The organism is Flavonifractor sp. An306, assembly GCF_002159455.1.
GTDB lineage: Bacteria > Bacillota > Clostridia > Oscillospirales > Oscillospiraceae > Flavonifractor.
On the sequence record NZ_NFIQ01000065.1, the window covers coordinates 1 to 20,274 of the forward strand.

22 protein-coding genes and 1 tRNA gene are annotated in these 20,274 nt (G+C 63.0%); 20 read left to right on the forward strand and 3 right to left on the reverse strand.

The features are described 5' to 3' along the window. The 3 genes from B5F88_RS14530 to B5F88_RS14540 form a co-directional block, all read right to left on the reverse strand. Window positions 1–253, reverse strand: a 253-nt coding sequence (locus B5F88_RS14530; protein ID WP_140402136.1) for a DUF3801 domain-containing protein, incomplete at its 3' end; no start/stop codon positions are given. 5 nt (window positions 254–258) lie between these two features. Next, a complete protein-coding gene (locus tag B5F88_RS14535) occupies window positions 259–1,158 on the reverse strand; it encodes a DUF6017 domain-containing protein (RefSeq protein ID WP_087347594.1) in 900 nt (299 codons plus the stop codon). A gap of 499 nt (window positions 1,159–1,657) precedes the next feature. Then, window positions 1,658–2,017: a hypothetical protein gene (locus B5F88_RS14540; RefSeq protein ID WP_087347596.1), complete on the reverse strand. Its 360-nt coding sequence runs from the start codon at window positions 2,015–2,017 to the stop codon at window positions 1,658–1,660. A gap of 209 nt (window positions 2,018–2,226) precedes the next feature. On the opposite strand from B5F88_RS14540, the gene alr reads away from it, so the two are divergent. The 20 genes from alr (at window position 2,227) to ptsP (ending at window position 20,133) form a co-directional block, all read left to right on the forward strand. Further along, window positions 2,227–3,354 carry an alanine racemase gene (gene alr, locus B5F88_RS14545; protein WP_087347598.1) on the forward strand — a complete coding sequence of 376 codons (1,128 nt, stop codon included), beginning with the start codon at window positions 2,227–2,229 and terminating at the stop codon, window positions 3,352–3,354. Between the two features lie 201 nt (window positions 3,355–3,555). Next, window positions 3,556–3,921, forward strand: coding sequence for a type II toxin-antitoxin system PemK/MazF family toxin (locus tag B5F88_RS14550; protein ID WP_087347600.1), 366 nt, complete (start codon window positions 3,556–3,558; stop codon window positions 3,919–3,921). Between the two features lie 55 nt (window positions 3,922–3,976). Then, the gene (locus B5F88_RS14555; protein WP_087347602.1) at window positions 3,977–4,540 is read left to right on the forward strand and encodes a hypothetical protein; all 564 of its coding nucleotides are present in this window, start codon (window positions 3,977–3,979) and stop codon (window positions 4,538–4,540) included. A 90-nt stretch (window positions 4,541–4,630) separates the two neighbouring features. Further along, entirely contained in the window at window positions 4,631–5,176 is a 546-nt protein-coding gene (locus B5F88_RS14560) for a hypothetical protein (RefSeq protein WP_087347603.1), read from the forward strand. A 66-nt stretch (window positions 5,177–5,242) separates the two neighbouring features. Next, window positions 5,243–5,659 (forward strand): ribonuclease III domain-containing protein, encoded by a 417-nt coding sequence (locus B5F88_RS14565; protein WP_087347605.1) that lies wholly within the window; start codon window positions 5,243–5,245, stop codon window positions 5,657–5,659. Then, a complete protein-coding gene (locus B5F88_RS14570; protein WP_087347607.1) occupies window positions 5,650–7,374 on the forward strand; it encodes an NFACT RNA binding domain-containing protein in 1,725 nt (574 codons plus the stop codon). Before B5F88_RS14565 ends, B5F88_RS14570 begins: the two co-directional genes overlap by 10 nt. Before the next feature lie 25 nt (window positions 7,375–7,399). Then, entirely contained in the window at window positions 7,400–8,086 is a 687-nt protein-coding gene (locus B5F88_RS14575; RefSeq protein ID WP_087347609.1) for a response regulator transcription factor, read from the forward strand. A gap of 88 nt (window positions 8,087–8,174) precedes the next feature. After that, entirely contained in the window at window positions 8,175–9,098 is a 924-nt protein-coding gene (locus tag B5F88_RS14580; RefSeq protein WP_087347611.1) for an ABC transporter ATP-binding protein, read from the forward strand. Then, window positions 9,091–9,846, forward strand: a complete 756-nt coding sequence (locus tag B5F88_RS14585) for an ABC transporter permease (RefSeq protein ID WP_087347613.1) — start codon at window positions 9,091–9,093, stop codon at window positions 9,844–9,846. Before B5F88_RS14580 ends, B5F88_RS14585 begins: the two co-directional genes overlap by 8 nt. 30 nt (window positions 9,847–9,876) lie before the next feature. After that, window positions 9,877–10,368, forward strand: coding sequence for a hypothetical protein (locus B5F88_RS14590; protein WP_242959814.1), 492 nt, complete (start codon window positions 9,877–9,879; stop codon window positions 10,366–10,368). Continuing rightward, entirely contained in the window at window positions 10,369–10,620 is a 252-nt protein-coding gene (locus tag B5F88_RS21550) for a hypothetical protein (protein ID WP_242959815.1), read from the forward strand. It abuts the gene before it with no gap. Window positions 10,621–10,680: 60 nt separating this feature from the next. Continuing rightward, the gene (locus tag B5F88_RS14595) at window positions 10,681–11,598 is read left to right on the forward strand and encodes a HAMP domain-containing sensor histidine kinase (protein ID WP_087347615.1); all 918 of its coding nucleotides are present in this window, start codon (window positions 10,681–10,683) and stop codon (window positions 11,596–11,598) included. 166 nt (window positions 11,599–11,764) lie between these two features. Further along, window positions 11,765–12,622 carry a sulfide/dihydroorotate dehydrogenase-like FAD/NAD-binding protein gene (locus B5F88_RS14600; RefSeq protein WP_087347617.1) on the forward strand — a complete coding sequence of 286 codons (858 nt, stop codon included), beginning with the start codon at window positions 11,765–11,767 and terminating at the stop codon, window positions 12,620–12,622. A gap of 18 nt (window positions 12,623–12,640) precedes the next feature. Next, window positions 12,641–14,038 (forward strand): NADPH-dependent glutamate synthase, encoded by a 1,398-nt coding sequence (gltA, locus tag B5F88_RS14605; RefSeq protein WP_087347619.1) that lies wholly within the window; start codon window positions 12,641–12,643, stop codon window positions 14,036–14,038. A 115-nt stretch (window positions 14,039–14,153) separates the two neighbouring features. Then, window positions 14,154–14,229, forward strand: a tRNA-Ala gene (locus B5F88_RS14610). Window positions 14,230–14,465: 236 nt separating this feature from the next. Beyond that, complete coding sequence (locus B5F88_RS14615; RefSeq protein WP_087347621.1) at window positions 14,466–15,209, forward strand: DeoR/GlpR family DNA-binding transcription regulator; 744 nt, start codon at window positions 14,466–14,468, stop codon at window positions 15,207–15,209. A gap of 3 nt (window positions 15,210–15,212) precedes the next feature. Further along, complete coding sequence (pfkB, locus tag B5F88_RS14620; RefSeq protein WP_087347623.1) at window positions 15,213–16,115, forward strand: 1-phosphofructokinase; 903 nt, start codon at window positions 15,213–15,215, stop codon at window positions 16,113–16,115. Window positions 16,116–16,142: 27 nt separating this feature from the next. Next, the gene (locus B5F88_RS14625; RefSeq protein WP_087347625.1) at window positions 16,143–18,074 is read left to right on the forward strand and encodes a fructose-specific PTS transporter subunit EIIC; all 1,932 of its coding nucleotides are present in this window, start codon (window positions 16,143–16,145) and stop codon (window positions 18,072–18,074) included. Window positions 18,075–18,113: 39 nt separating this feature from the next. Then, on the forward strand, window positions 18,114–18,377 hold the full coding sequence (locus B5F88_RS14630; protein ID WP_087347627.1) for an HPr family phosphocarrier protein: 264 nt from the start codon (window positions 18,114–18,116) through the stop codon (window positions 18,375–18,377). A gap of 43 nt (window positions 18,378–18,420) precedes the next feature. Continuing rightward, window positions 18,421–20,133, forward strand: a complete 1,713-nt coding sequence (gene ptsP / locus B5F88_RS14635; protein WP_204246251.1) for a phosphoenolpyruvate--protein phosphotransferase — start codon at window positions 18,421–18,423, stop codon at window positions 20,131–20,133. The last annotated feature ends 141 nt before the right edge of the window (window positions 20,134–20,274 follow it).

Sequence of the window (20,274 nt, forward strand, 5' to 3'; positions counted from 1 at the left end):
AGTCGATGTCGTACTTCTTCGCCACCGCCGAAAACGCCTTGATGTTCTGCTCCGTGATCTCGATGTTGGTCAGGGAGGCCCCATGCTGTTTGAGCTGGTGCAGGGTCTGTTTCCCCTGGTGTAAGCTGCGCTGGGATGGCTTCTTCTGCATCTCCTCCAGCACCTTCTTCACGGCCTTTTGGAGCAGGTCCGCCGTCATCTTGCCGGTCTCCACCGAAAGAGAGACCACGCCCTGGGTGATTTCTTCCTGCACGCACATCACCTCCGATCTCCGCCGCCGTACATATCGTGGCTCACCAGGGAAGTGTAGTAGCTGTCGATGGTGGCCGGGGCGTTATATAAAGCGGCCAGCAGGTATTTCTTGATATTGCGGACATAGGTGGTGTTCTCCCGCATACGGTCCAGCACATACTCGATGTGGGAGCTGTCCAGCTTCAGGAACCGTGACTTGACCACCTCCGCCGGGTAATCATCCCCGGCAATGCGGATGGTCTCCCGGTGGGAGCATACCGTATCCACCATGAGCTCCACCAGCTCGTCCAGACGGTCCCGGTCAAGCGGATGGTTTCGGATGAGGTAGTCATACTCGATGTTCTCCAAAATCAATTCCCGGTAGTTCTCCCGTTCCCGCATCCAATCCCGTCCGGCCCTATCCGAGCCCCTGGGGGTTTGGGGGCTTGATAGGATAGGATTTGATCCTTCCGTACTTGATAGATCTTTTTTTGATTTTTCTTTACTTGATCTATTAGTATTTAATTGTGCGGGGTTTCCCTGTTCAGGTTCTCCCAAGACAGGGTAAGCCTGTTCAGGATTATCCAGGACTGGATTTTCCCGTTCAGGTTTTTCCGGTTTAGGTTCCGGCGGTCTGGGCTGCTCCAGGATGGTGTACTCGATGGCGCCGAGCTGGCCGTTGGGGTTGCGGACCCGCTGGCGGATCACATAGCCGTGTTCCTCCAGCTCCCGCACCCCGGCGCAGATACTGTCAACGCCATCCTTGCAGATCCGGGCCAGCCCCTTGGTGGTATAGTCCCACTCCTCCGGCAGGGAGAGCATGAGGGAGAGAAGGCCCTTCGCTTTCAGCGAGAGCGACTTGTCCCGCAGGTGATGGTTGGACATCACCGTGTAATCGCGGGTTTTCTCAATGCGGAATACCGCCATATTGGATACCTCCTTCCTTCGGTTTTGAAAAGTGTTCGTTTCGGCGGGTTTACGACCCCATATCACCGCCCGGCCTCCCATAAGGGAAAGGATATGGGCGGCCTCGTTTGCGCCGCCCACAGGCGAAAAAACAGGGGATTTCCCACCCGTATTCATACAGTTTTGCGTACCCCCGGCAGGGCATAAAAAAACGCCACAGGTTTGTGTTACCCATGGCGTTGCCCCGGCAGATGGCCGGTCTGTATTCAGTTATATGGTCACGGGGCGGAGGCCCCGATTGACGGGTGCTGTATCCGTATCTTGGCATTTCGTGGTCTTTCAGCGTGTCAAGGCTCACTCAACAGTAGTAAAATCGTAGTAAATGAGATGGTTTTGACCTGTCTGAAATGCCCGTGGATACAGTGTTTTCAAGGGATAATCAGATTTTGGCTTGATTTTTATAATAAAAAAGGCGGCCGGAGGCACACCTGTACCTCCGGCCGCGGCCGTTTGGAAATCCTTACAGCTCCGGGTGATCGTCGTCCTCCGGATGCTGCTCCGGCTGTTCCGGCTGCTCCGCAGCCTGGACCACATCCCGCTCCAGCTCGTCCAGCTCGGCCAGGCGGCGGCGCAGCGCCTCCCGCTGGCCGGCGTCCAGCTGGGACACCTGCTGGTCAAAGCGTTCCTCCTGGCGGCGCTTGGCGTCCTGCTGGTACTTCTCCTGGAGCTCGGCGCCGTACTTCCGGCCCTCCTCCACGGCCACCGCGCCCTTTTCGACCAGGACCTTTCCAGCCTTACCGGCCTGCTCCACCGCCATGGCGGCCAGGCCTACGCTGGCCAGACCAATGTTGGTCAGGGCCTTGCCAAGATCTTCTAACATAAAAATGCCTCCTTAAAATACAAGCTGTTGGATCAGATAGGATCGGAACTTCTGAGCTTAGTATAAACAAAAACGAGAAAAATGTCTTTGGTATTCTGTGAACAATGGATTAAAAATGGATGAAAAGACGGGAGCATTTCCCCTTGTGAAGGGCGGCGGTACGGTGTATAATCAGGCATATGACTTTGATGCGGCAAAGAGGATGAGATATGAAACAAACGCAGACGCGAACCTGGGCGGAGGTCAATCTTGCCAATTTGGAGCATAATTACCGGGCTCTGCGGGCCATGCTGGCCCCCGGATGCCGGTTTCTGGGGGTGGTAAAGGCCAACGCCTACGGCCATGGAGCGGTACAGGTGGCCCAACGGCTGGAGCGGCTGGGGGCGGAATACCTGGCGGTGGCCTGCCTGGACGAGGCGCTGGAGCTGCGGCAGGCGGGTGTGAGGCTCTCCATCCTGATTCTGGGCTATACCCCTGTGGAGCGGGGCGGAGAGCTGCTGGAGGGGGAGATCACCCAGACGGTGTACGACCTGGAGAGCGCTAAGGCCCTGTCCCGGCTGGCGGAGGCGGCGGGCAAGCCGCTGAAGATCCACATCAAGGCGGATACCGGCATGTCCCGGCTGGGCTGGCTGTGCGACGAGGCCCACCGGGCCGAGAGCGTGGACGCCATCTGTCAGGTGTGCGCCCTGCCCGGCCTGGAGCCGGAGGGGATCTATACCCACTTCGCCAACGCCGACAGCGACGAGGACTATACCATGCTCCAGTTTACCCGGTTTCTGGACCTGCTGGAGGTGTTGAAGGAGCGGGGGCTCACCTTCCCCATCCGCCACTGTGCCGCCAGCGCCGCCGTGCTGCGCTATCCATGTACCCATCTGGATATGGTGCGGCCGGGCATCGCCCTGTACGGGCACTATCCCGACCCCTCCTGCGAGGGGCTGGACGGCCCCGGCCTGCGGCCGGTGATGACCCTGAAAACCCGGGTGGCGTCGGTGAAGACGGTACCCGGAGGCACGCCGGTGAGCTACGGCTGCACCCATGTGGTGGAAGGGGAGACCCGCCTGGCCGCCCTGACCATCGGCTACGCCGACGGCCTGCCCCGGCTGTGCTCCGACCGCTGGCAGGTGGAGCTGGGGGGCCGCCGGGCCCCCATCCTGGGCCGGGTGTGCATGGACATGTGCATGGCCGACGTGACCGGGCTGGAGGTTGCCCCGGGGGACGAGGCGGAGGTCTTTGGCGAGCGCCTGCCGGTGGAGGAGCTGGCCGCCCTGGCGGGCACGATCCAGTACGAGCTGCTGTGCGCCGTGTCTCCCCGGGTGTGGCGGGAGTACCGGGGCTGAGTGACACAGGCCGACAAAACCTGGCATACAATGGGCCGGGGAGGAAATGCCGGCACGGCGGCGGGGAGCCAGCCGTTTCCTGTTTTTTGCGGGAGACGGGTATAAATCCCGCCGCCCCGTGGGAAAATCATAGTGACCGCGTTACATAGGCCTCCGGCCGTGTGACGCAGGTGACTATTTTCCGGCGGAGTGTGAGCTTTTGTGGATAACAGCGTAAAACGCGGAGACATTTTCTATGCCGACCTGAGCCCCGTGGTGGGCAGCGAGCAGGGGGGCGTGCGCCCGGTGCTCATCGTGCAGAACGACACCGGCAACCGCCACAGTCCCACGGTGATCGCCGCCGCCATCACTTCTCAGACCGGCAAGGCCAAACTGCCCACCCACATTGAGCTCTCGGCCAACACCTACGGACTGCCCAAGGAGTCGGTGGTGCTGCTGGAACAGATCCGAACGCTGGACAAACGGCGGCTGAGAGAGCATATGGGCCGGCTGGACGAAGCGCAGATGCAGCGGGTGGACAACGCCATCGCGGTCAGCTTCGGCCTGCACACGGACACACTGGTGTAACGACACGGGTGGGGCCGCCCACAAGGACGGCCCCACGATTGAAATGGAGGTACATATGAAGCAGAAAGCCTGGCCGGTGCGCCTCATTTCCGGCGGCCTGGTGACCCTGACCCTGGTGGGGGTGGCGGTGGCCGCCGGACAGCAGGGCAGTCAGTCCGACCCCCTGGTGACCCTGAGTTACCTGAACCAGCAGGTGACCCCCGCCATTCTGGCCCAGGTGGACAGCCAGCTGACCGCCCGGCAGAGTGAGCTGGAGAGCAAGCTGACGGCGGTGAAGGACCAGTATGTGAAAGAGGTGGAGGCCAAGCTGAGCGCCCCCGGCGGGACAAGCTCCGGCGGTCAGACGGCCACCGGCAGCGCGGTCTATGAGGTGGTGACCCTCAGCGCGGGCCAGACCCTCACCGGCGGCGCGGCCTGTGAATTTCTCCTCCGCAGCGGCACGGCCACCTGTGTGTCCGATGCCTCGCCGGGGCTGGTGGACATGACCGACGGCACCACCCTGGCCAGCGGCGGGAGCCTGAAGACCAACCACCTCTACTTGGGTGCCCTTGCGGGCCGTGGGGTGAAGGCCTCCACGGCGGTGACCATCATGGTCCGGGGGAGCTATACCATAACCTAACCGGGAGGGCGCACGGCAGCCGTGCGCCCTCTTTGTGCATTTCTCCCGCCCGCCGCCGCATACCTATGGAAGGAGAGAGGGGGCGGCGGCATGGAGGCGCGGTTTTCCCTGCTGGACGGCCGGGGCTGGCTGACGGTGTCGGAGGAGCGGGGACGGGCGGTGTGCAGGGGACAACTGCCTGACGATAAAAAGGGGCTGTACAAGGGCTGGCTGACCGGACCCGCCGGCCGGGCGCTGCTGGGCACCTTTGTGCCCGAGCAGGGCGTTTTGGTGCTGTCCCGCACCCTCAGCGTGGCCGAGCTGGAGCGGCAGGGTGCCTGGCCCCCCGGCGGCGGGGAGGCGGTGCTGGCCTACGCCTTTCAGCGGGAGCCGCGGAACCGGCCGGTTCCGCCGGGCTGGACCTGGGTGGCGGAGCCCGCCCGGCTGATGGGGGAGCCTCTGCTGGCTCAGGCTCTTGGAGGGGGCGGGGCCCTGCTGCGCAAGGATGAGCAAGGCTTTCTCCTTGCCTGCCGGTACCGCCCGGAGCAGCCCTTTCCCCTGACGCCGCTGTTCTGCTTTGCCCGGATCCAGGAGCTGGACGGGGCGCAGTACGCCGTCTTTCCCTTCCGGCCCGGCGGCTGCCCCCGGCCGGAATAGTTGTTTTTTTCCAAGGTTTGCGGTATACTTGCAAATCATCAAGAACAAAAGATATGAGGAAGAGATATGACCGACTATTTTCATCTGAACGCCCAGCCCGACACCATCCGGGGCATCAGCAGCCTGGGGCTGGCCCATCTGGGGGACGGGGTGTTTGAACTGATGGTGCGCTCCTGGCTGTGCCTCCACGGGAAGGCTACCTCCAGAGGGCTGCACAAGGCCACCGTCCGCTATGTGGCCGCCCCGGCCCAGGCCCGGGCGGTGGAGAAGATCCTCCCCCTGCTGGACGAGGAGGAGGGAGACGTGTTCCGCCGGGGCCGCAACACCAGCCCCCACAGTGTTCCCCAGAATGCCAGCCGGGCGGACTACCAGGCCGCCACCGGCCTGGAGGCCCTGTTCGGCTGGCTGTGGCTCCAGGGCCGCACCCAGCGGCTCAATGAGCTCTTTGCCGCCATGATGGAGGAGGAAGAAACATGCCGTTAGACGCCCTGTGCCTCACCGCCGTGGCGGAGGAACTCCGCCCCACCCTGGTGGGAGCCAAGATTGACAAGATCTACCAGCCCGCCCGGGACGAGGTGGTGCTCTTTCTCCGGGGCCAGGGGGAGAACGTGCGCCTGCTCCTCTCCGCCAACCCCGGCCATCCCCGGGCCCACCTCACCACCCTCACCCGGGAGAATCCGGACAAGCCCCCCATGTTCTGTATGCTGCTGCGCAAGCACCTGCTGGGCGGCCGGATCCTGGAGCTGAACCAGCCCCCGCTGGAGCGGATTCTGGACTTCAGGCTGGAGACCATCGACGAGCTGGGGGACCGGGTGGAGCGCCGCCTGGTGCTGGAGGCCATGGGCCGCAGCGCCAACCTGATTTTGCTGGACCAGGAGGGACGGATCATCGACTGCATCCGTCGGGTGGAGGGAGACCTGTCCCGGAACCAGCGGCAGCTGCTGCCCGGCCTGTTTTACCGTCAGCCCCCATCACCTGACAAGTTAAATCCGTTTACACTAAGTGAGGACGAGCTGTTGGCGGCTCTGGAGAATCCCACCCAAAAGGAGCCGGAAAAGCTGCTGATGGACGCCTTTACCGGCCTTTCTCCCCTGATTGCCCGGGAACTTGCGTTCCGGGCCGGGGGAGAGGCGGGCCTGCCTGGGGCCCTGGAGAAGCTGTGCAAAGCTGTAAATGAAAAAAACTTCACACCTTATCTACTGGTGCGGGAGGGCAAGCCGGTTGACTTCTCCTTCCTGCCCATCCTCCAGTACGGCCCTGGAACCGAGAGCATCCGTCAGGAGAGCTTTTCCGCCCTGCTGGACGGCTTCTATGAGCGGCGGGAGGCGGCGGAGCGGGTGCGCCAGCGGGGGCAGGATCTGGTGAAGGCGGTGACCAACGCCCGGGACCGGACCGCCCGCAAGCTGGCCAACCAGGAGAAGGAGCTGGCCGCCACCCTGGACCGGGAAAAGCTGCGGGAGCAGGGGGACATCATCACCTCCAACCTCCATGTGATGGAGAAGGGGATGGGGGTGCTGAAGGCTATGAATTTCTACGACCCGGAGTGCCGGGAGGTGGAGATCCGGCTGGACCCCCTTCTCACCCCCCAGCAGAACGCCGCCAAATATTATAAGGCGTACAACAAGGCCAAGACCGCTGAGAAGATGCTCACCCTTCAGATTGAGAAGGGGGAGCGGGAGCTGGAATATCTCAACAGCGTGCTGGAGAACCTGGAACTGGCGGAAGGGGAGCGGGACTTGGGGGAGATCCGGCAGGAGCTGGTGGATACCGGCTACTTCCGCCGGGCCAAGACCGCCGCCAAGCGGGAGAAGCGGGTGACGGGCAAGCCTATGGAGTTCCGCTCCAGCGCCGGGCTGCGCATCAGCGTGGGCAAGAACAACAGCCAGAACGACCAGCTCACCACCAAGATGGCCTACAAGAGCGACATCTGGCTCCACACCCAGAAGATCCACGGCTCCCACGTGATCTTGTGGCTGGAGGGGGGCGAGGCGGATGTCCAGAGCCTCACCGAGGCGGCGGTGCTGGCCGCCACCTTTTCCCAGGCCCGGGAGAGCACCCGGGTGCCGGTGGACTACACCCCGGTGAAATATGTGAAAAAGCCCGCCGGGTCCCGGCCGGGCATGGTGGTGTACACCACCTACCAGACCGCCGTGGTGGACCCGGACCCGGAGCTGGCCCGCCGCCTGCGGGTGAAGTAGCGGCGGACGCAGGAGGGACAGAAAGATGGAGACCTATCATATTTTAGTGGTGGAGGATGACCCGGACATCAACAAGCTGCTGTGCCGGGTGCTGTCCGGGGCGGGCTACGACTGCCGCCCGGCCTACTCCGGCAGCGAGGCGGCCCTGTGGGCGGGTCAGTATGACTACGACCTGGTGCTGCTGGATCTGATGCTGCCCGGCCTGACGGGGGAGGAGTTCATCACCCAGCTGCGTCAGCGCAAGACCATGCCCATCATCGTCCTCTCCGCCAAGGCGGGGCTGGAGGACCGGGTGAACGTGCTCAAGCTGGGGGCGGACGACTTTATTCCCAAGCCCTTTGACAACGCCGAGGTGCTGGCCCGGGTAGAGGCCCAGCTGCGCCGCTACCGGCAGTTTTCCGGAGCCTCCGGGGGCAGCGTGCTCACCCACGGGGACCTGGTGCTGGACAAGGACAGCGTGACGGTGACGGCGGCGGGCAAGCCGGTGGCGGTCACCGCCCGGGAGTTCCACATCCTTACCCTGCTGATGGAGCACCCCAAGAAGGTGTTCACCCGGGAGCAGCTCTACCAGCAGGTTTGGAACGGTGCCTACATGGGGGACGACAACACGGTGAACGTCCACATTTCCAACCTGCGCTCCAAGCTGGCCAAGGCCAGCCCCACCGAGTATATCAAGACGGTGTGGGGCATCGGCTTTAAGATGTGCGACTGATTTTAAACTTTCTTCACCTTTGCTTTACGGCGGATTATTGACTTGCCGCTATACTGGCATCACAAACCAAGAGAAAGGCGGATGCCATATGACGCAAGATGTGCTGGTGACCCATGGGCTCACCAAGCGATATGGAAACCACCCGGTGGTGGACCGGGTGAACCTGACGGTGGAGCGGGGCCAGATCTACGGACTGGTGGGCCGCAACGGGGCGGGCAAGACCACCCTGATCCGTATGGTGACGGGGCAGAGCGTCCCCTCTGACGGGGAGCTGAGCCTGTTCGGCGCCACCGGGGGAAAGGAGCTGGCCGCCATGCGCGCCCGCACCGGGGTGATGGTGGAGACCCCCAGCTTTTATCCCTACCTCACCGCCCGGCAGAACCTGGAGTATTACCGTATCCAGCGGGGGATCCCCGGCGACCGGGTGGTGGACCAGGTGCTGGAGGAGGTAGACCTGGCCAATACCGGAAAAAAGACCTTCAAGAACTTCTCCCTGGGCATGAAACAGCGGATGGGGCTGGCCCTGGCCCTGATGAACCGGCCGGACCTTTTGCTGCTGGACGAGCCCATCAACGGCCTGGATCCGGAGGGGATTGTGGAGTTCCGCAACCTGCTGCTCCGGCTGAATCAGGAGCACCAGACCACCATCCTCATCTCCAGCCACATCCTGCCCGAGCTGGCCAACCTGGCCACCTGCTACGGTTTCATTGATAACGGGGTGATGCTGGAGGAGATCACTGCCCAGGCCCTCCAAGAGAAGTGCCGGGCCTGCATTGAGGTGCAGGTGGACGACGCCTCCCAGGCCGCCCTGGTGCTGGAGAAGGCCCTGGGGATGCGGGACTACGAGGTACTGCCCGGCAACATTATCCGGCTGTACGACTGCCTGGACCGGCCTCAGGAGGTGGCCCGGGTGCTGGTGGAGGGGGGCGTGGCCCTTCTGTCTCTCGAGAGCCGGGGCGCCAATCTGGAGGACTACTTCCTGTCCATGATCGGAGGTGTCCGCCATGCGTAACTATCTGACAGCCGAGTGCTATAAGGTATTCCGGCGGAAATACACCTATCTTACCCTGCTGGTTGTGCTGGCCCTGGAGGGCGTGCTGCTGTGGGGCTGCTGGCTTACCAGCTCCTGGGGCAACGAGGGCATGAACTTCTATTCCGCGGCCACGCTGGTGGCGGTCATGCTGAGCATCGGAGTCTACGCCCCCTTGCTGACCTGCGACATGGTCTTTTCTGAGCAGTATAAGCAGAACACCCTGAAAAACGAGGTGGCCTATGGCCTGCCCCGGGCGCGGATTTACCTGGGCAAGCTGGCGGTGTCCACGCTGGTGTCTCTGCTGGCGGCGGCGGTGATGGTGGCGCTGTATGTGGCAGGGTGCTGGGTGCTGCTGCCCCACGGCGAGCAGGACGCGGAGGCCTTTGCCCTCATCGGCTACGGTCTGGCGGGGGCCTTTCCCCTGTGGCTGGGGGCCCAGGGGGTCACCATGGCCTGCTATTTCCTGGTGCGCAACACCACTCTGACCGCCTTTGTAGGCGTCGGCCTGCTGGGGGTGGTGCCGGGGATTTTCCAGGCCCTGGGCCTGCTGTTCAACCCTGTGTTTGAGAAGGTGCGCCAGCTGATGCCCACGGTAATGCTGGAAAAGCTGCCCAATATGGCCTTCCAGACGGACTATCTGGCCCTGTGCTGGCTGATGGGCCTGGCGCTGCTGGTGGTGTCCACCATTGTGGGGCTGGCGGTGTTTCAGAAGAAGGAGATCCGCTGAGCGGATCGGATGGCCGGGAGGGAAGCGGCTGTGCTTAACTACATCAAAGCTGAGCTGTGGAAGGCCCTGCGCCACCGGATTTTCTGGGGCACCACGATATTCTTGGTTCTGTGTACCGCCCTGTTCGGGTTCCTGATGCACAGCGCCGACTATGTGGAGCTGGTGGGCGGAGTCAGTGTGACCATGCTCACCGGGATGCTGGTGGTGCCCCTGCTGGTGCAGGTGGTGGACGGGGGCCGGGGCGAGACCATGAAAAACGAGATCTCCTTCGGCCTGAGCCGGGGCGGGATCTACGGCGGCAAGCTGCTGTCCGGCCTGCTGCTGGGCCTGGGGCTGTGCACCGTTTTGATGATTGGCCTGCTGGGGATCTGCTTTCCGCTGTTGCCCCACGACGACCCGGAGGCGGAGGCGGTGGCCCTGGGGATTCTGGGCTTCTGCCTGCTGGCGGCCGTGCCGGTGTGGTGCGGGATGTTCGCCCTGTGCCACGCCATGGCCATGCTGTTCCCCGGCGCAGCCGTCTGAATGACGGCCTATTATCTGTTGTTTTTTGTGGGGCAGCCCATTCTGGCGGCGCTGTCCAGCCTGTTTACCGGCGGGAGCCTGTCTCCACTGCTCCAGGCGATCCTGATGCCCTATACCCTGTTGATGCCGCCCTACCTCTCCGGCTGGCTCACCTGGGAGTACCAGCTCTGGTGCTGGGGAATCGGTCTGGGGTGGGGGGGCGTCAGCACCATCGTGGGGCTGTTGTGGTTTTTCCGCCGGGATATCCGATAAAAAGACAAGGCGCGCCCGCACTCCGGGCGCGCCCTTGGCCTGTTCAAGGGGGCGTACAAAATGGCGGTCCTGTGTATCATATTGTTTCTGCTCTGCGTGGGCCTGGGCTGGTGGGTGTGGACCCAGCGGCGGTCCCTGCGCAGCGCGGCGGCCCAGATGCGGCAGCTGGAGGAAACCGGCAGCACCGCCCGGGTGCGGCTGGCGGTGCCCAACGGCGCGGCGGAGGAGCTGCTTCAGGAGGTCAACCGCCTGCTGGAGGCCCGGCGGGCGGATCAGGCCGCCTGGCGGGAGCGGGAAAAGTCCCTCCGCCAGCAGATTTCCAACATCTCCCACGACCTGCGCACCCCTCTCACCTCCATTTTGGGTTACCTCCAGCTGCTGGAGGACCCAAATCTGTCGGAGGAGGAGCGGAGGGAGTATCTGGCGGTGGTGGAGAGCCGGTCCAAGGCCCTCCAGAGCCTGATCACCAGCTTTTATGAGCTCTCCCGCCTGGAAGGTGGGGAGTATCCCCTGGAGCGGGCGCCGGTGAATCTCCATGCCAGCCTGTCCGGGCTGCTGGCCGCCTTTTACAGCGACTTCACCGACCGGGGCTTCGACATGGCGGTGGAGCTGGAGGAGGGCCTGCCGCCGGTGCAGGGGGACGAGGGGGCGGTGCTGCGGGTATTTACCAATCTGCTGCGCAACGCCCTGGACCACGGCCAGGGGGGCATGGAGGTGCGGCTGTACCGGGAGGGGGAGAGCGTGGTCAGCCTGTTCCGCAACCAGACCGACGATTTGACCCAGGAGGATGTGCCCCGGGTGTTCGACCGGTTTTTCACCTCGGATAAAATGCGTACCGGACGGAATACCGGCCTGGGGCTGGCCATTGTGAAGGCGCTGGCCGACCGGATGGGATGCCCCGTCTCAGCGGCGCTGTCCGACGGCTGGTTTGAGATCAAAATTACGTGGCCGATCCAGGGCTGGAATAAAGTGAACTAACCAGTAGGTTCCCACCTTGACAAATACGGGAAAAGCTGTTATGGTCTTATTTAACGTAGAAAAGTCCCGCTTTGGCGGGGTAAATTCTATGCAATCCCAGGCAAAGAGAATCAGAGGGTTTCCGGCAACAGGCCGGGGGAATCAGAAAAAGGCGAGGTTGAAGCACATGGTAAAAATCGTACGGAAAAAGGTCCTCAACCCCAGCGTGACGCTGCTGGAGGTGGAGGCGCCGCTGATCGCGCGGAAGGCGCAGGCGGGGCAGTTCATCATCCTGCGTGTGGATGAGCATGGGGAGCGTATTCCCCTGACCATTGCCGATTACGACCGGGAAAAGGGAACGGTCACCATTATCTTCCAGAAGGTGGGCCTGACCACCGAGCTGCTGGGCGACCTGAATGAGGGCGACAGCATCCGGGACTTTGTGGGTCCTCTGGGCCTGCCCACCGAGCTGCCTGAGGGAGCCAAGCGGGTGTGCGTGGTAGGCGGCGGCGTGGGCTGCGCCATTGCCTATCCCCAGGCCAAGAGCCTCCACGCCCAGGGCATCGGGGTGGACGTGATCGCCGGTTTCCGCTCCAAGGACATCGTGATCCTGGAGGAGGAGTTCAAGGCCGCCTGCGACAATCTTTATATCACCACCGACGACGGCTCCTATATGGAGAAGGGCTTTGTTACCGACAAGCTCAAGAGCCTCATTGACGCCGGCAACCAGTACGACGCGGTCATTGCCATCGGGCCCATTCCCATGATGAAGTTTGTCTCCGCTGTGACCAAGCCCTACGGGATCAAGACCATTGTCTCCCTGAACCCCATCATGATCGACGGCACCGGCATGTGCGGCGGCTGCCGGGTGACGGTGGGCGGCAAGATGAAGTTCGCCTGTGTGGACGGCCCCGACTTTGACGGCCATGAGGTGGACTTTGACGAGCTGATGAGCCGCAACACCGTGTACCGCGGTGAAGAGGCCGAGGAGAAGCAGCGCCACGCCTGCCGCATGGACGAGCTGGCCAAGGAAATGATTCATTGAGAGGGAGATACATAAAACATGCCTAACATGAGTTTGACCAAAGTTCCCGTGCCGGAGCAGGACGCCAAGGTCCGCAGCCGCAACTTTGAGGAGGTCTGCCTGGGCTACACCAGGGAGCAGGCCATGGAGGAGGCCACCCGCTGCCTCAACTGCAAGAACAAGCCCTGCGTGGGCGGCTGCCCGGTGAACATCCATATTCCCGAGTTTATCGCCAAGGTGGCCGAGGGCGACTTCAAGGCCGCCTATGAGATCATCTCCGACACCAACGCCCTGCCCGGCGTCAGCGGCCGGGTCTGCCCCCAGGAGAGCCAGTGTGAGAAGTACTGCGTCCGGGGCATCAAGGGTGAGCCGGTGGCCATCGGCCGCCTGGAGCGGTTTGTGGCCGACTGGTACCGGGAGAACATCAACGAGATGCCCGTTAAGCCTGAGAGCAACGGCATCCGAGTGGCGGTGGTGGGCTCCGGCCCTGCCGGCCTGACCTGCGCCAGCGATCTGGCCAAGCAGGGCTATCAGGTGACCATGTTCGAGGCCTTCCACACCGCCGGCGGCGTGCTGGTGTACGGTATCCCCGAGTTCCGTCTGCCCAAGGCCATCGTGGCCAACGAGGTGGAGAAGCTCACCGCCATGGGCGTGGACCTGGAGACCGACATGGTGGTGGGCAAGACCTACACCATCGACGAGATGTTCGAGGAGGGCTATGAGGCGGTGTTCGTGGGCTCCGGCGCCGGTCTGCCCATGTTTATGGGCATCGAGGGCGAGACCCTGGCCGGCGTGTACTCCGCCAACGAGTACCTGACCCGCATCAACCTGATGAAGGCTTACCTGAACAGCTACGACACCCCCATCAAGAAGATCAAGCGGGCCGCCATTGTGGGCGGCGGCAACGTGGCCATGGACGCCGCCCGCTGCGCCATGCGTATGGGGGCCGAGCATGTGTATGTGGTGTACCGCCGGGGCGAGGAGGAGATGCCCGCCCGCCGGGAGGAGATCCACCACGCCAAGGAAGAGGGCATTGAGTTCCTGTTCCTGAACAACCCGGTAAAGATCCTGGGCGACGAGAAGGGCTGCGTCTGGGCCATGGAGTGCATCAAGATGGAGCTGGGCGAGCCTGACGCCAGCGGCCGCCGCCGTCCCATCGAGGTGCCCGGCAGCGAGTTTGAGCTGGAAGTGGACGCCGTCATCATGAGCCTGGGCACCAGCCCCAACCCGCTCATCCGCTCCACCACTCCCGGTCTGGACATTAACAAGAAGGGCTGCCTCATCGCGGATGAGGAGACCATGGCTACCACCCGGGAGGGCGTGTATGCCGGCGGTGACGCCGTTACCGGCGCCGCCACCGTGATCCTGGCCATGGGCGCCGGCAAGAAGGCCGCCGAGGCTATGGACAAGTACCTGAAGGAGAAGCACAGCAAGTAATATCAGCCCGATTTTTGCGGCCTGCGAGAAATTTCGAAAAAACGAAAAAAAGAGGTTGACAAACCCGGCTGCAGTGAGTATAATAACCCTTGTCGGTCGCGAGATGAACCGATCTGGGGGTATAGCTCAGCTGGGAGAGCGCTTGAATGGCATTCAAGAGGTCAGCGGTTCGATCCCGCTTATCTCCACCAGAAAGATCCTGAAATCGAATGATTTCAGGATCTTTTTTTGCTTGATCCAAAACCGCCCGTTTCAGCAGGGAAACGGGCGGTTTCTTTTGCCGTGGGCCCTATACAAATCCCACAAATTTTGCTGTGATTTTTTGTGATTGAAAATGATCAAAAAAAGATTGAAAATGAAAGATGATGGTGCTATATTAAAGGCACAAAAGAAATCAATCAAAATCGAGCAGAAAGGAGGATCGGAAATGCTTGCGGAACAGCGTTTTGAATTGATTCTGCGGGAGCTGAATGCCAGCCGGGCGGCCAGCGTGCCCCGCCTTTGCGAGCTGACCGGCGCTTCGGAGGCCACGATCCGACGGGATCTGAATACCCTGGCCAGACAGGGGCGGCTGAACAAGGTACACGGCGGCGCGGTGCTGACCAACGGAGAGTTTCAGGGTGAGGAACCGGACGTGGGTACCAAGACCCTGCTTCACCAGGAGGAGAAGGAGCGCATCGCCCGCTACGCCGCCAGCCTGGTGGACGACGACGACGTGGTCTACATCGACGCCGGGACTACCACGGTGCGCATGATGGAGCACCTGAGAGGCTGCAAGGCTCTGTTTGTCACCAACGGCGTGGCCTGCGCCCAGCGGCTGCTGGAGCTGGAACTGCGGGGCCATGTGGTGGGCGGCTGGCTGAAGCCGGGCACGGGGGCCGTGGTGGGCGCGGAGGCCCTGGAGGGGCTGGAGCGCTACAACTTTACCAAGACCTTTCTGGGGATCAACGGCATCACGGTGCGGCAGGGCTTCACCACGCCGGATCCGGAGGAGGCGGCGGTAAAGCGGAAGGCCTCCCAGCGGGCTTATCTGACCTACGTTCTGGCGGATAACAGCAAGTTTGAGAAGGTGACGGCCGCCACGGTCCTGCCGCTGGAGAAGGCCAGCATCATCACCGACCGGCTGCCCGACCGGAGCTATCTGGAACATACCATTATCAAGGAGGTCTGAGCCGTGATTTATACAGTCACGTTCAACCCGGCCCTGGACTATGTGGTCCGCATGGACCGCTTCCGGGCGGGGGAGGTCAACCGAACCGCCAGCGAGGAGCTTCAGCTGGGGGGGAAGGGGATCAATGTCTCCACCGTTCTGCGCAACCTGGGCGTCGAAAATGTGGCGCTGGGCTTTCTGGCCGGATTTACCGGCCGGGCGCTGGAGGACGGCCTGCAAAAAAACGGAATTCAGACGGATTTCATCTGGCTGGATACCGGTCTGACCCGCATCAACGTCAAGATCAAGGGCGGGGATGAGACCGAGATCAACGGGCGGGGCCCGGATATCGGCGGGGAAGCCCTGGAGGCCATGTTCCGCAAGCTGGACCGGCTGGGGGAGGGGGATGTGCTGGTGGTGTCCGGCTCCATCCCCGCCACTCTGCCCAGCGATATCTATGAGCGCATCCTGGCCCGGCTGGAGGGCCGGGGGATCCGCACCGTGGTGGACGCTACCCGGGACCTGCTGTGCAACGTGCTGCCCTACAAGCCCTTCCTGATCAAGCCCAACAATCTGGAGCTGGGCGAAATCTTCGGCCGGGAGCTGAAGAATGATGAGGAGATCCGCGACTGCGCGGCCCAGCTCCAGCAGCGGGGAGCCCGCAACGTGCTGGTGTCCATGGCGGGGGACGGGTCCCTGCTGCTGGACGAGACGGGGGCCTGCCACCGCCTGGGGGTGCCCAAGGGGAAGGTCCTCAACTCCGTGGGAGCGGGAGACTCCATGGTGGCCGGTTTCCTGGCCGGCTGGCTGGAGAAAGGGGACTACGCCTACGCCCACCGGCTGGGCGCCGCCGCCGGTTCCGCCACCGCGTTTTCAGATGGTCTGGCCACGGGTGAGGAGATCCGGGCCTTGCTGAATACCTTTTAATCTGTAGAGGAAAGGAGTCTGGTTCAAATGCGTATCGTCGATCTGCTGAGCCAAGACAAAATCGCCCTTGGGGCGGTGGCTGCGGACAAGGAGGCGGCCATCGACCTCCTGGTGGGGCTGCAGGACAAGAGCGGCTGCCTCACCGACAAGGAGGCCTACAAAAAAGCCATTCTGGCCCGTGAGGCCCAGAGCAGCACCGCCATTGAGGCGGGCATCGCCGTGCCCCACGCCAAGAGCGACTGTGTGAAGGCCCCCAGCCTGGCGGCCTGTACCCTGAAGGAGGGCGTGGACTATGGCGCCATGGACGGCCAGCCCTCCGACCTGTTCTTCATGATCGCCGCCCCCATGGACGGAGATCTCCATCTGGAGATCCTCTCCCACCTGATGGTGCTGCTGATGGACCCGGCCTTCGTGGGCGACCTGCACGCCGCCCCCGACGCCAAGACCTTCCTGGAGGTCATCGACCGATATGAGACCGCCAAGTACGGCGCGCCTGAGACACAGGCCGCGCCCGCGCCTGCGGCCGAGGTCCCCGCCCAAAAGTCTGAGGCCGGCCCCCGGATCCTGGCGGTCACCGCCTGCCCCACCGGCATCGCCCACACCTATATGGCGGCCGAGGCTCTGGAGAAGAAGGGCAAGGAGATCGGCATTCCGGTGAAGGCCGAAACCCAGGGCTCCGGCGGCGCCAAGAACATCCTGACCCAGGCGGAGATCGACGCCTGCGACGGCATCATCATTGCCGCCGACAAGGAGGTGGACCTGGCCCGGTTTGACGGCAAGCACGTGCTCCGGGTGCCGGTGTCCGACGGCATCCACAAGCCGGAGGAGCTGATCCGCCAGGCCCCTGAGGCCCCCATCTACCACCACACCGGCGAGACGGTCCACGAGGAGACCAACGAGAGCATCGGCCGCAAGCTGTACAAGCAGCTGATGAACGGCGTGTCCCACATGCTGCCCTTCGTCATCGGCGGCGGCATCCTCATCGCTCTGGCCTTCCTGCTGGACGACCCCTCCATTGACTATGCCAATTTCGGCACCAATACCCCCATTGCCGCCTGGTTCAAGAACATCGGCAACGTGGCCTTTAACTTCATGCTGCCCATCCTGGCCGGCTATATCGCCATGGCCATTGCCGACCGGCCGGGCCTGATGGTGGGCTTTGTGGGCGGCGCGCTGGCAGTCTCCGGCGCCACCTTCACCAGTCCCGCCGGAGGCGCCGTGTCCGCCGGTTTCCTGGGCGCCCTCATCGCCGGCTTTGCCGGCGGCTACCTGATGCTGGGTATGCGGAAGGTGTGCGATAAGCTGCCCAGAGCACTGGAGGGCCTGAAGCCCATCCTGATCTACCCGGTGGTGGGCCTGCTGATCATCGGATTGTTCATGTGCCTCATCAACCCCATTGTGGGCGCCATCAACACCGCCCTCTACTCCGGCCTGGAGGCCATGGGCGAGGGCAGCAAGATCGTCCTGGGCATTGTGCTGGCCGGCATGATGGCCGTGGATATGGGCGGGCCCTTCAACAAGGCCGCCTATGTGTTCGGCACCTCCACTCTGGCCGCCATGGCCGCCGGGCAGGGCTCCGACATCATGGCCGCCGTCATGATCGGCGGCATGGTGCCCCCCATCGCCATCGCCCTGGCTACCACCTTCTTCAAAAACCGCTTTACCGCCGATGAGCGCAAGTCCGGCGTGGTCAACTATATCATGGGCCTGTGCTTCATCACCGAGGGCGCCATTCCCTTCGCCGCCGGCGACCCTCTCCACGTGCTTCCCGCCTGTATCGTGGGCTCCGGCGTGGCCGGCGCCCTGTCCATGGCCTTCGGCTGCGCCCTTCCCGCTCCTCACGGCGGCATCTTCGTGTTCCCCGTCATGACCAACGTGGGCGGCTATCTGGTGGCCCTGGTGGTTGGCTCCCTGGTGGGCATGGTCCTGCTGGGTATTCTGAAAAAGAAAAAAGTGTAAGCATAAAAATCGCTTTTTATGGAGAAAGGAAGTATTATTATGGTATCCGCTAAGACGATAGTTGTAAATCCCCAGGGCATGCACATGCGTCCCGCCCAGCTCTTTGTCAACACCATGGCCAAGTACAAGAGCGACGTCACCATCATTTTCGGCGACAAGACCATCAACGCCAAGAGCATCATGCACCTGATGGCCGCCTGCATCAAGCAGGGCAGCGAGATCGAGATCCAGTGCTCCGGCGAGCAGGAGGCCGAGGCCCTGCAGGCTGCGGTGGAGCTGGTCGAGTCCGGACTGGGGGAGTGAGCGGCGCAGCCGCCCACCACAGGTTACAGGAAGGAGAACCGCTATGATTTTGCATGGCATCGGCGCTTCCGAGGGGATCGGGATTGGAAAAGCGGTCTGTGTTCGGGAGCAGAATCTGGATTATTCCGCCGTCTCCTACGGGGGAAAAGAGGTGGAGAAGGACCGCCTTCAGGCCGCCATCCAGCAGTTCAATGAGCGCACCTCCGCCATGGCGGAGCACATCCGCGCCCAGGTAGGGCAGAAGGAGTCGGAGATCCTCACCGGGCAGATCGCCATGCTGGGCGACCCCTTCATGCAGAGCCAGATGACGGAGATCATCGAGGGCGGCCAGTGTGCCGAGGCGGCGGTGGACCAGGTGTGCACCATGTACGCCGAGATGTTCGCCGGCGTGGACGACGAGCTGATGCGCCAGCGGGCCACCGACGTGCGGGACATCCGCGGCCGGCTGCTGGCCATCCTGCTGAAGGTGGAGGGGGTGGACGTCAGCGAGCTGCCCGCCGGCAGCGTGCTGGTGGCCCACGACCTGACCCCCTCCATGACGGTGGGCCTGAAGAAGGAGAACGTGGCCGCCATCCTCACCGAGACCGGCGGCCGCACCAGCCACTCCGCCATCCTGGCCCGGGCCCTGGAGCTGCCCGCCGTCCTCAGCGTGCCCAAAGCTCTGGAGCTGGTGAAGGACGGGGACGGCGTGATCGTGGACGGTGGGGAAGGGGTGGCCCTGCTCAACCCCGACCAGCTGACCCGGGGCGAGTACCTGAAAAAGCAGGAGGAGTACCAGAAAAAGCGGGCCCTCCTGGCGGTTTACCGGGACCGGGAGACCGTGGACGCTGACGGCAAGCGGTACGGGCTGTATGCCAACATCGGCTCCCCCGCCGAGGCGGAGGCCGCCGCGGCCGCGGGCGCGGAGGGCGTGGGCCTGTTCCGCACGGAATTCCTGTTCATGGACCGCACCAGCGTTCCCTCTGAGACCGAGCAGATGGAGGCCTATCAGGCGGTCTCCCGCACCATGGCCGGCAAAGAGGTCATTATCCGCACCCTGGACGTGGGGGGCGACAAGGCCATCGACTACCTGGGCATGGACAAGGAGGAAAACCCCTTCCTGGGCCACCGGGCCATCCGCTACTGCCTGGACCGGCCGGACCTGTACAAGGTCCAGCTGCGGGCCCTGCTGCGGGCGGGAGCCGAACTGCGCAACATCAAGATCATGCTCCCCCTGGTGACCAGCCTGGAGGAGATCCGGGGCGCCCGGGCGTTGCTGGAGCAGTGCAAGAGTGAGCTGGAGGCCGAGGGCCTGCCCTACGACAAGGACATCTCCCTGGGCATCATGGTGGAGACCCCCGCCGCCGCTCTCATTGCCGACCTGCTGGCTCAGGAGAGCGACTTCTTCTCCATCGGCACCAACGATCTGACCCAGTATGTGATGGCAGTGGACCGGGGCAACGCCAAGGTGGAGAAGCTGTATACCACCTTCCATCCCGCGGTGCTCCGCTCCATCCGAACCGTGATCCAGGCCACCAAACAGGCCGGAATCCCCGTGGGTATGTGCGGCGAGGCCGCCGCCGACCCCTGCCTGATCCCCCTGCTGATGAGCTGGGGGCTGGACGAATTCTCGGTCAGTGCCTCTTCTGTGCTGGCCACCCGGGCCAGGATCCACCACTGGCGGAGCGAGGAGGCCGGGCAGGTGGCCCAGGAGGCCATGAGCCTGTCCACCGCCGCTGGTGTGCAGGGCTATCTCAAAGCCAACGCCAGAGATTGAACAGTATAAAGAAAGACCGCCGCGGTTCATTCCGCTGCACTTGTAAAATGAAAGTAGACACTCACAAAAGTGTGGGTGTCTACTTTTTTTCATGGTAAGATGAAGAAAAGGGGGTAGAAAAAATGGGGAAAAAGGGGACGT

Excerpts from the sequence above, each read along its gene's own strand:
- B5F88_RS14625 (WP_087347625.1), top strand. The coding sequence starts at position 16,143 with ATGCGTATCGTCGATCTGCTGAGCCAAGACAAAATCGCCCTTGGGGCG.
- ptsP (WP_204246251.1), top strand. The coding sequence starts at position 18,421 with ATGATTTTGCATGGCATCGGCGCTTCCGAGGGGATCGGGATTGGAAAA.
- B5F88_RS14555 (WP_087347602.1), top strand. The coding sequence starts at position 3,977 with ATGAAGCAGAAAGCCTGGCCGGTGCGCCTCATTTCCGGCGGCCTGGTG.
- B5F88_RS14560 (WP_087347603.1), top strand. The coding sequence starts at position 4,631 with ATGGAGGCGCGGTTTTCCCTGCTGGACGGCCGGGGCTGGCTGACGGTG.
- B5F88_RS14565 (WP_087347605.1), top strand. The coding sequence starts at position 5,243 with ATGACCGACTATTTTCATCTGAACGCCCAGCCCGACACCATCCGGGGC.
- B5F88_RS14630 (WP_087347627.1), top strand. The coding sequence starts at position 18,114 with ATGGTATCCGCTAAGACGATAGTTGTAAATCCCCAGGGCATGCACATG.
- alr (WP_087347598.1), top strand. The coding sequence starts at position 2,227 with ATGAAACAAACGCAGACGCGAACCTGGGCGGAGGTCAATCTTGCCAAT.
- B5F88_RS14575 (WP_087347609.1), top strand. The coding sequence starts at position 7,400 with ATGGAGACCTATCATATTTTAGTGGTGGAGGATGACCCGGACATCAAC.
- B5F88_RS14595 (WP_087347615.1), top strand. The coding sequence starts at position 10,681 with ATGGCGGTCCTGTGTATCATATTGTTTCTGCTCTGCGTGGGCCTGGGC.
- gltA (WP_087347619.1), top strand. The coding sequence starts at position 12,641 with ATGCCTAACATGAGTTTGACCAAAGTTCCCGTGCCGGAGCAGGACGCC.
- B5F88_RS14615 (WP_087347621.1), top strand. The coding sequence starts at position 14,466 with ATGCTTGCGGAACAGCGTTTTGAATTGATTCTGCGGGAGCTGAATGCC.
- B5F88_RS14600 (WP_087347617.1), top strand. The coding sequence starts at position 11,765 with ATGGTAAAAATCGTACGGAAAAAGGTCCTCAACCCCAGCGTGACGCTG.
- B5F88_RS14570 (WP_087347607.1), top strand. The coding sequence starts at position 5,650 with ATGCCGTTAGACGCCCTGTGCCTCACCGCCGTGGCGGAGGAACTCCGC.
- B5F88_RS14585 (WP_087347613.1), top strand. The coding sequence starts at position 9,091 with ATGCGTAACTATCTGACAGCCGAGTGCTATAAGGTATTCCGGCGGAAA.
- B5F88_RS14535 (WP_087347594.1), bottom strand. The coding sequence starts at position 1,158 with ATGGCGGTATTCCGCATTGAGAAAACCCGCGATTACACGGTGATGTCC.
- B5F88_RS14580 (WP_087347611.1), top strand. The coding sequence starts at position 8,175 with ATGACGCAAGATGTGCTGGTGACCCATGGGCTCACCAAGCGATATGGA.
- B5F88_RS14540 (WP_087347596.1), bottom strand. The coding sequence starts at position 2,017 with ATGTTAGAAGATCTTGGCAAGGCCCTGACCAACATTGGTCTGGCCAGC.
- B5F88_RS21550 (WP_242959815.1), top strand. The coding sequence starts at position 10,369 with ATGACGGCCTATTATCTGTTGTTTTTTGTGGGGCAGCCCATTCTGGCG.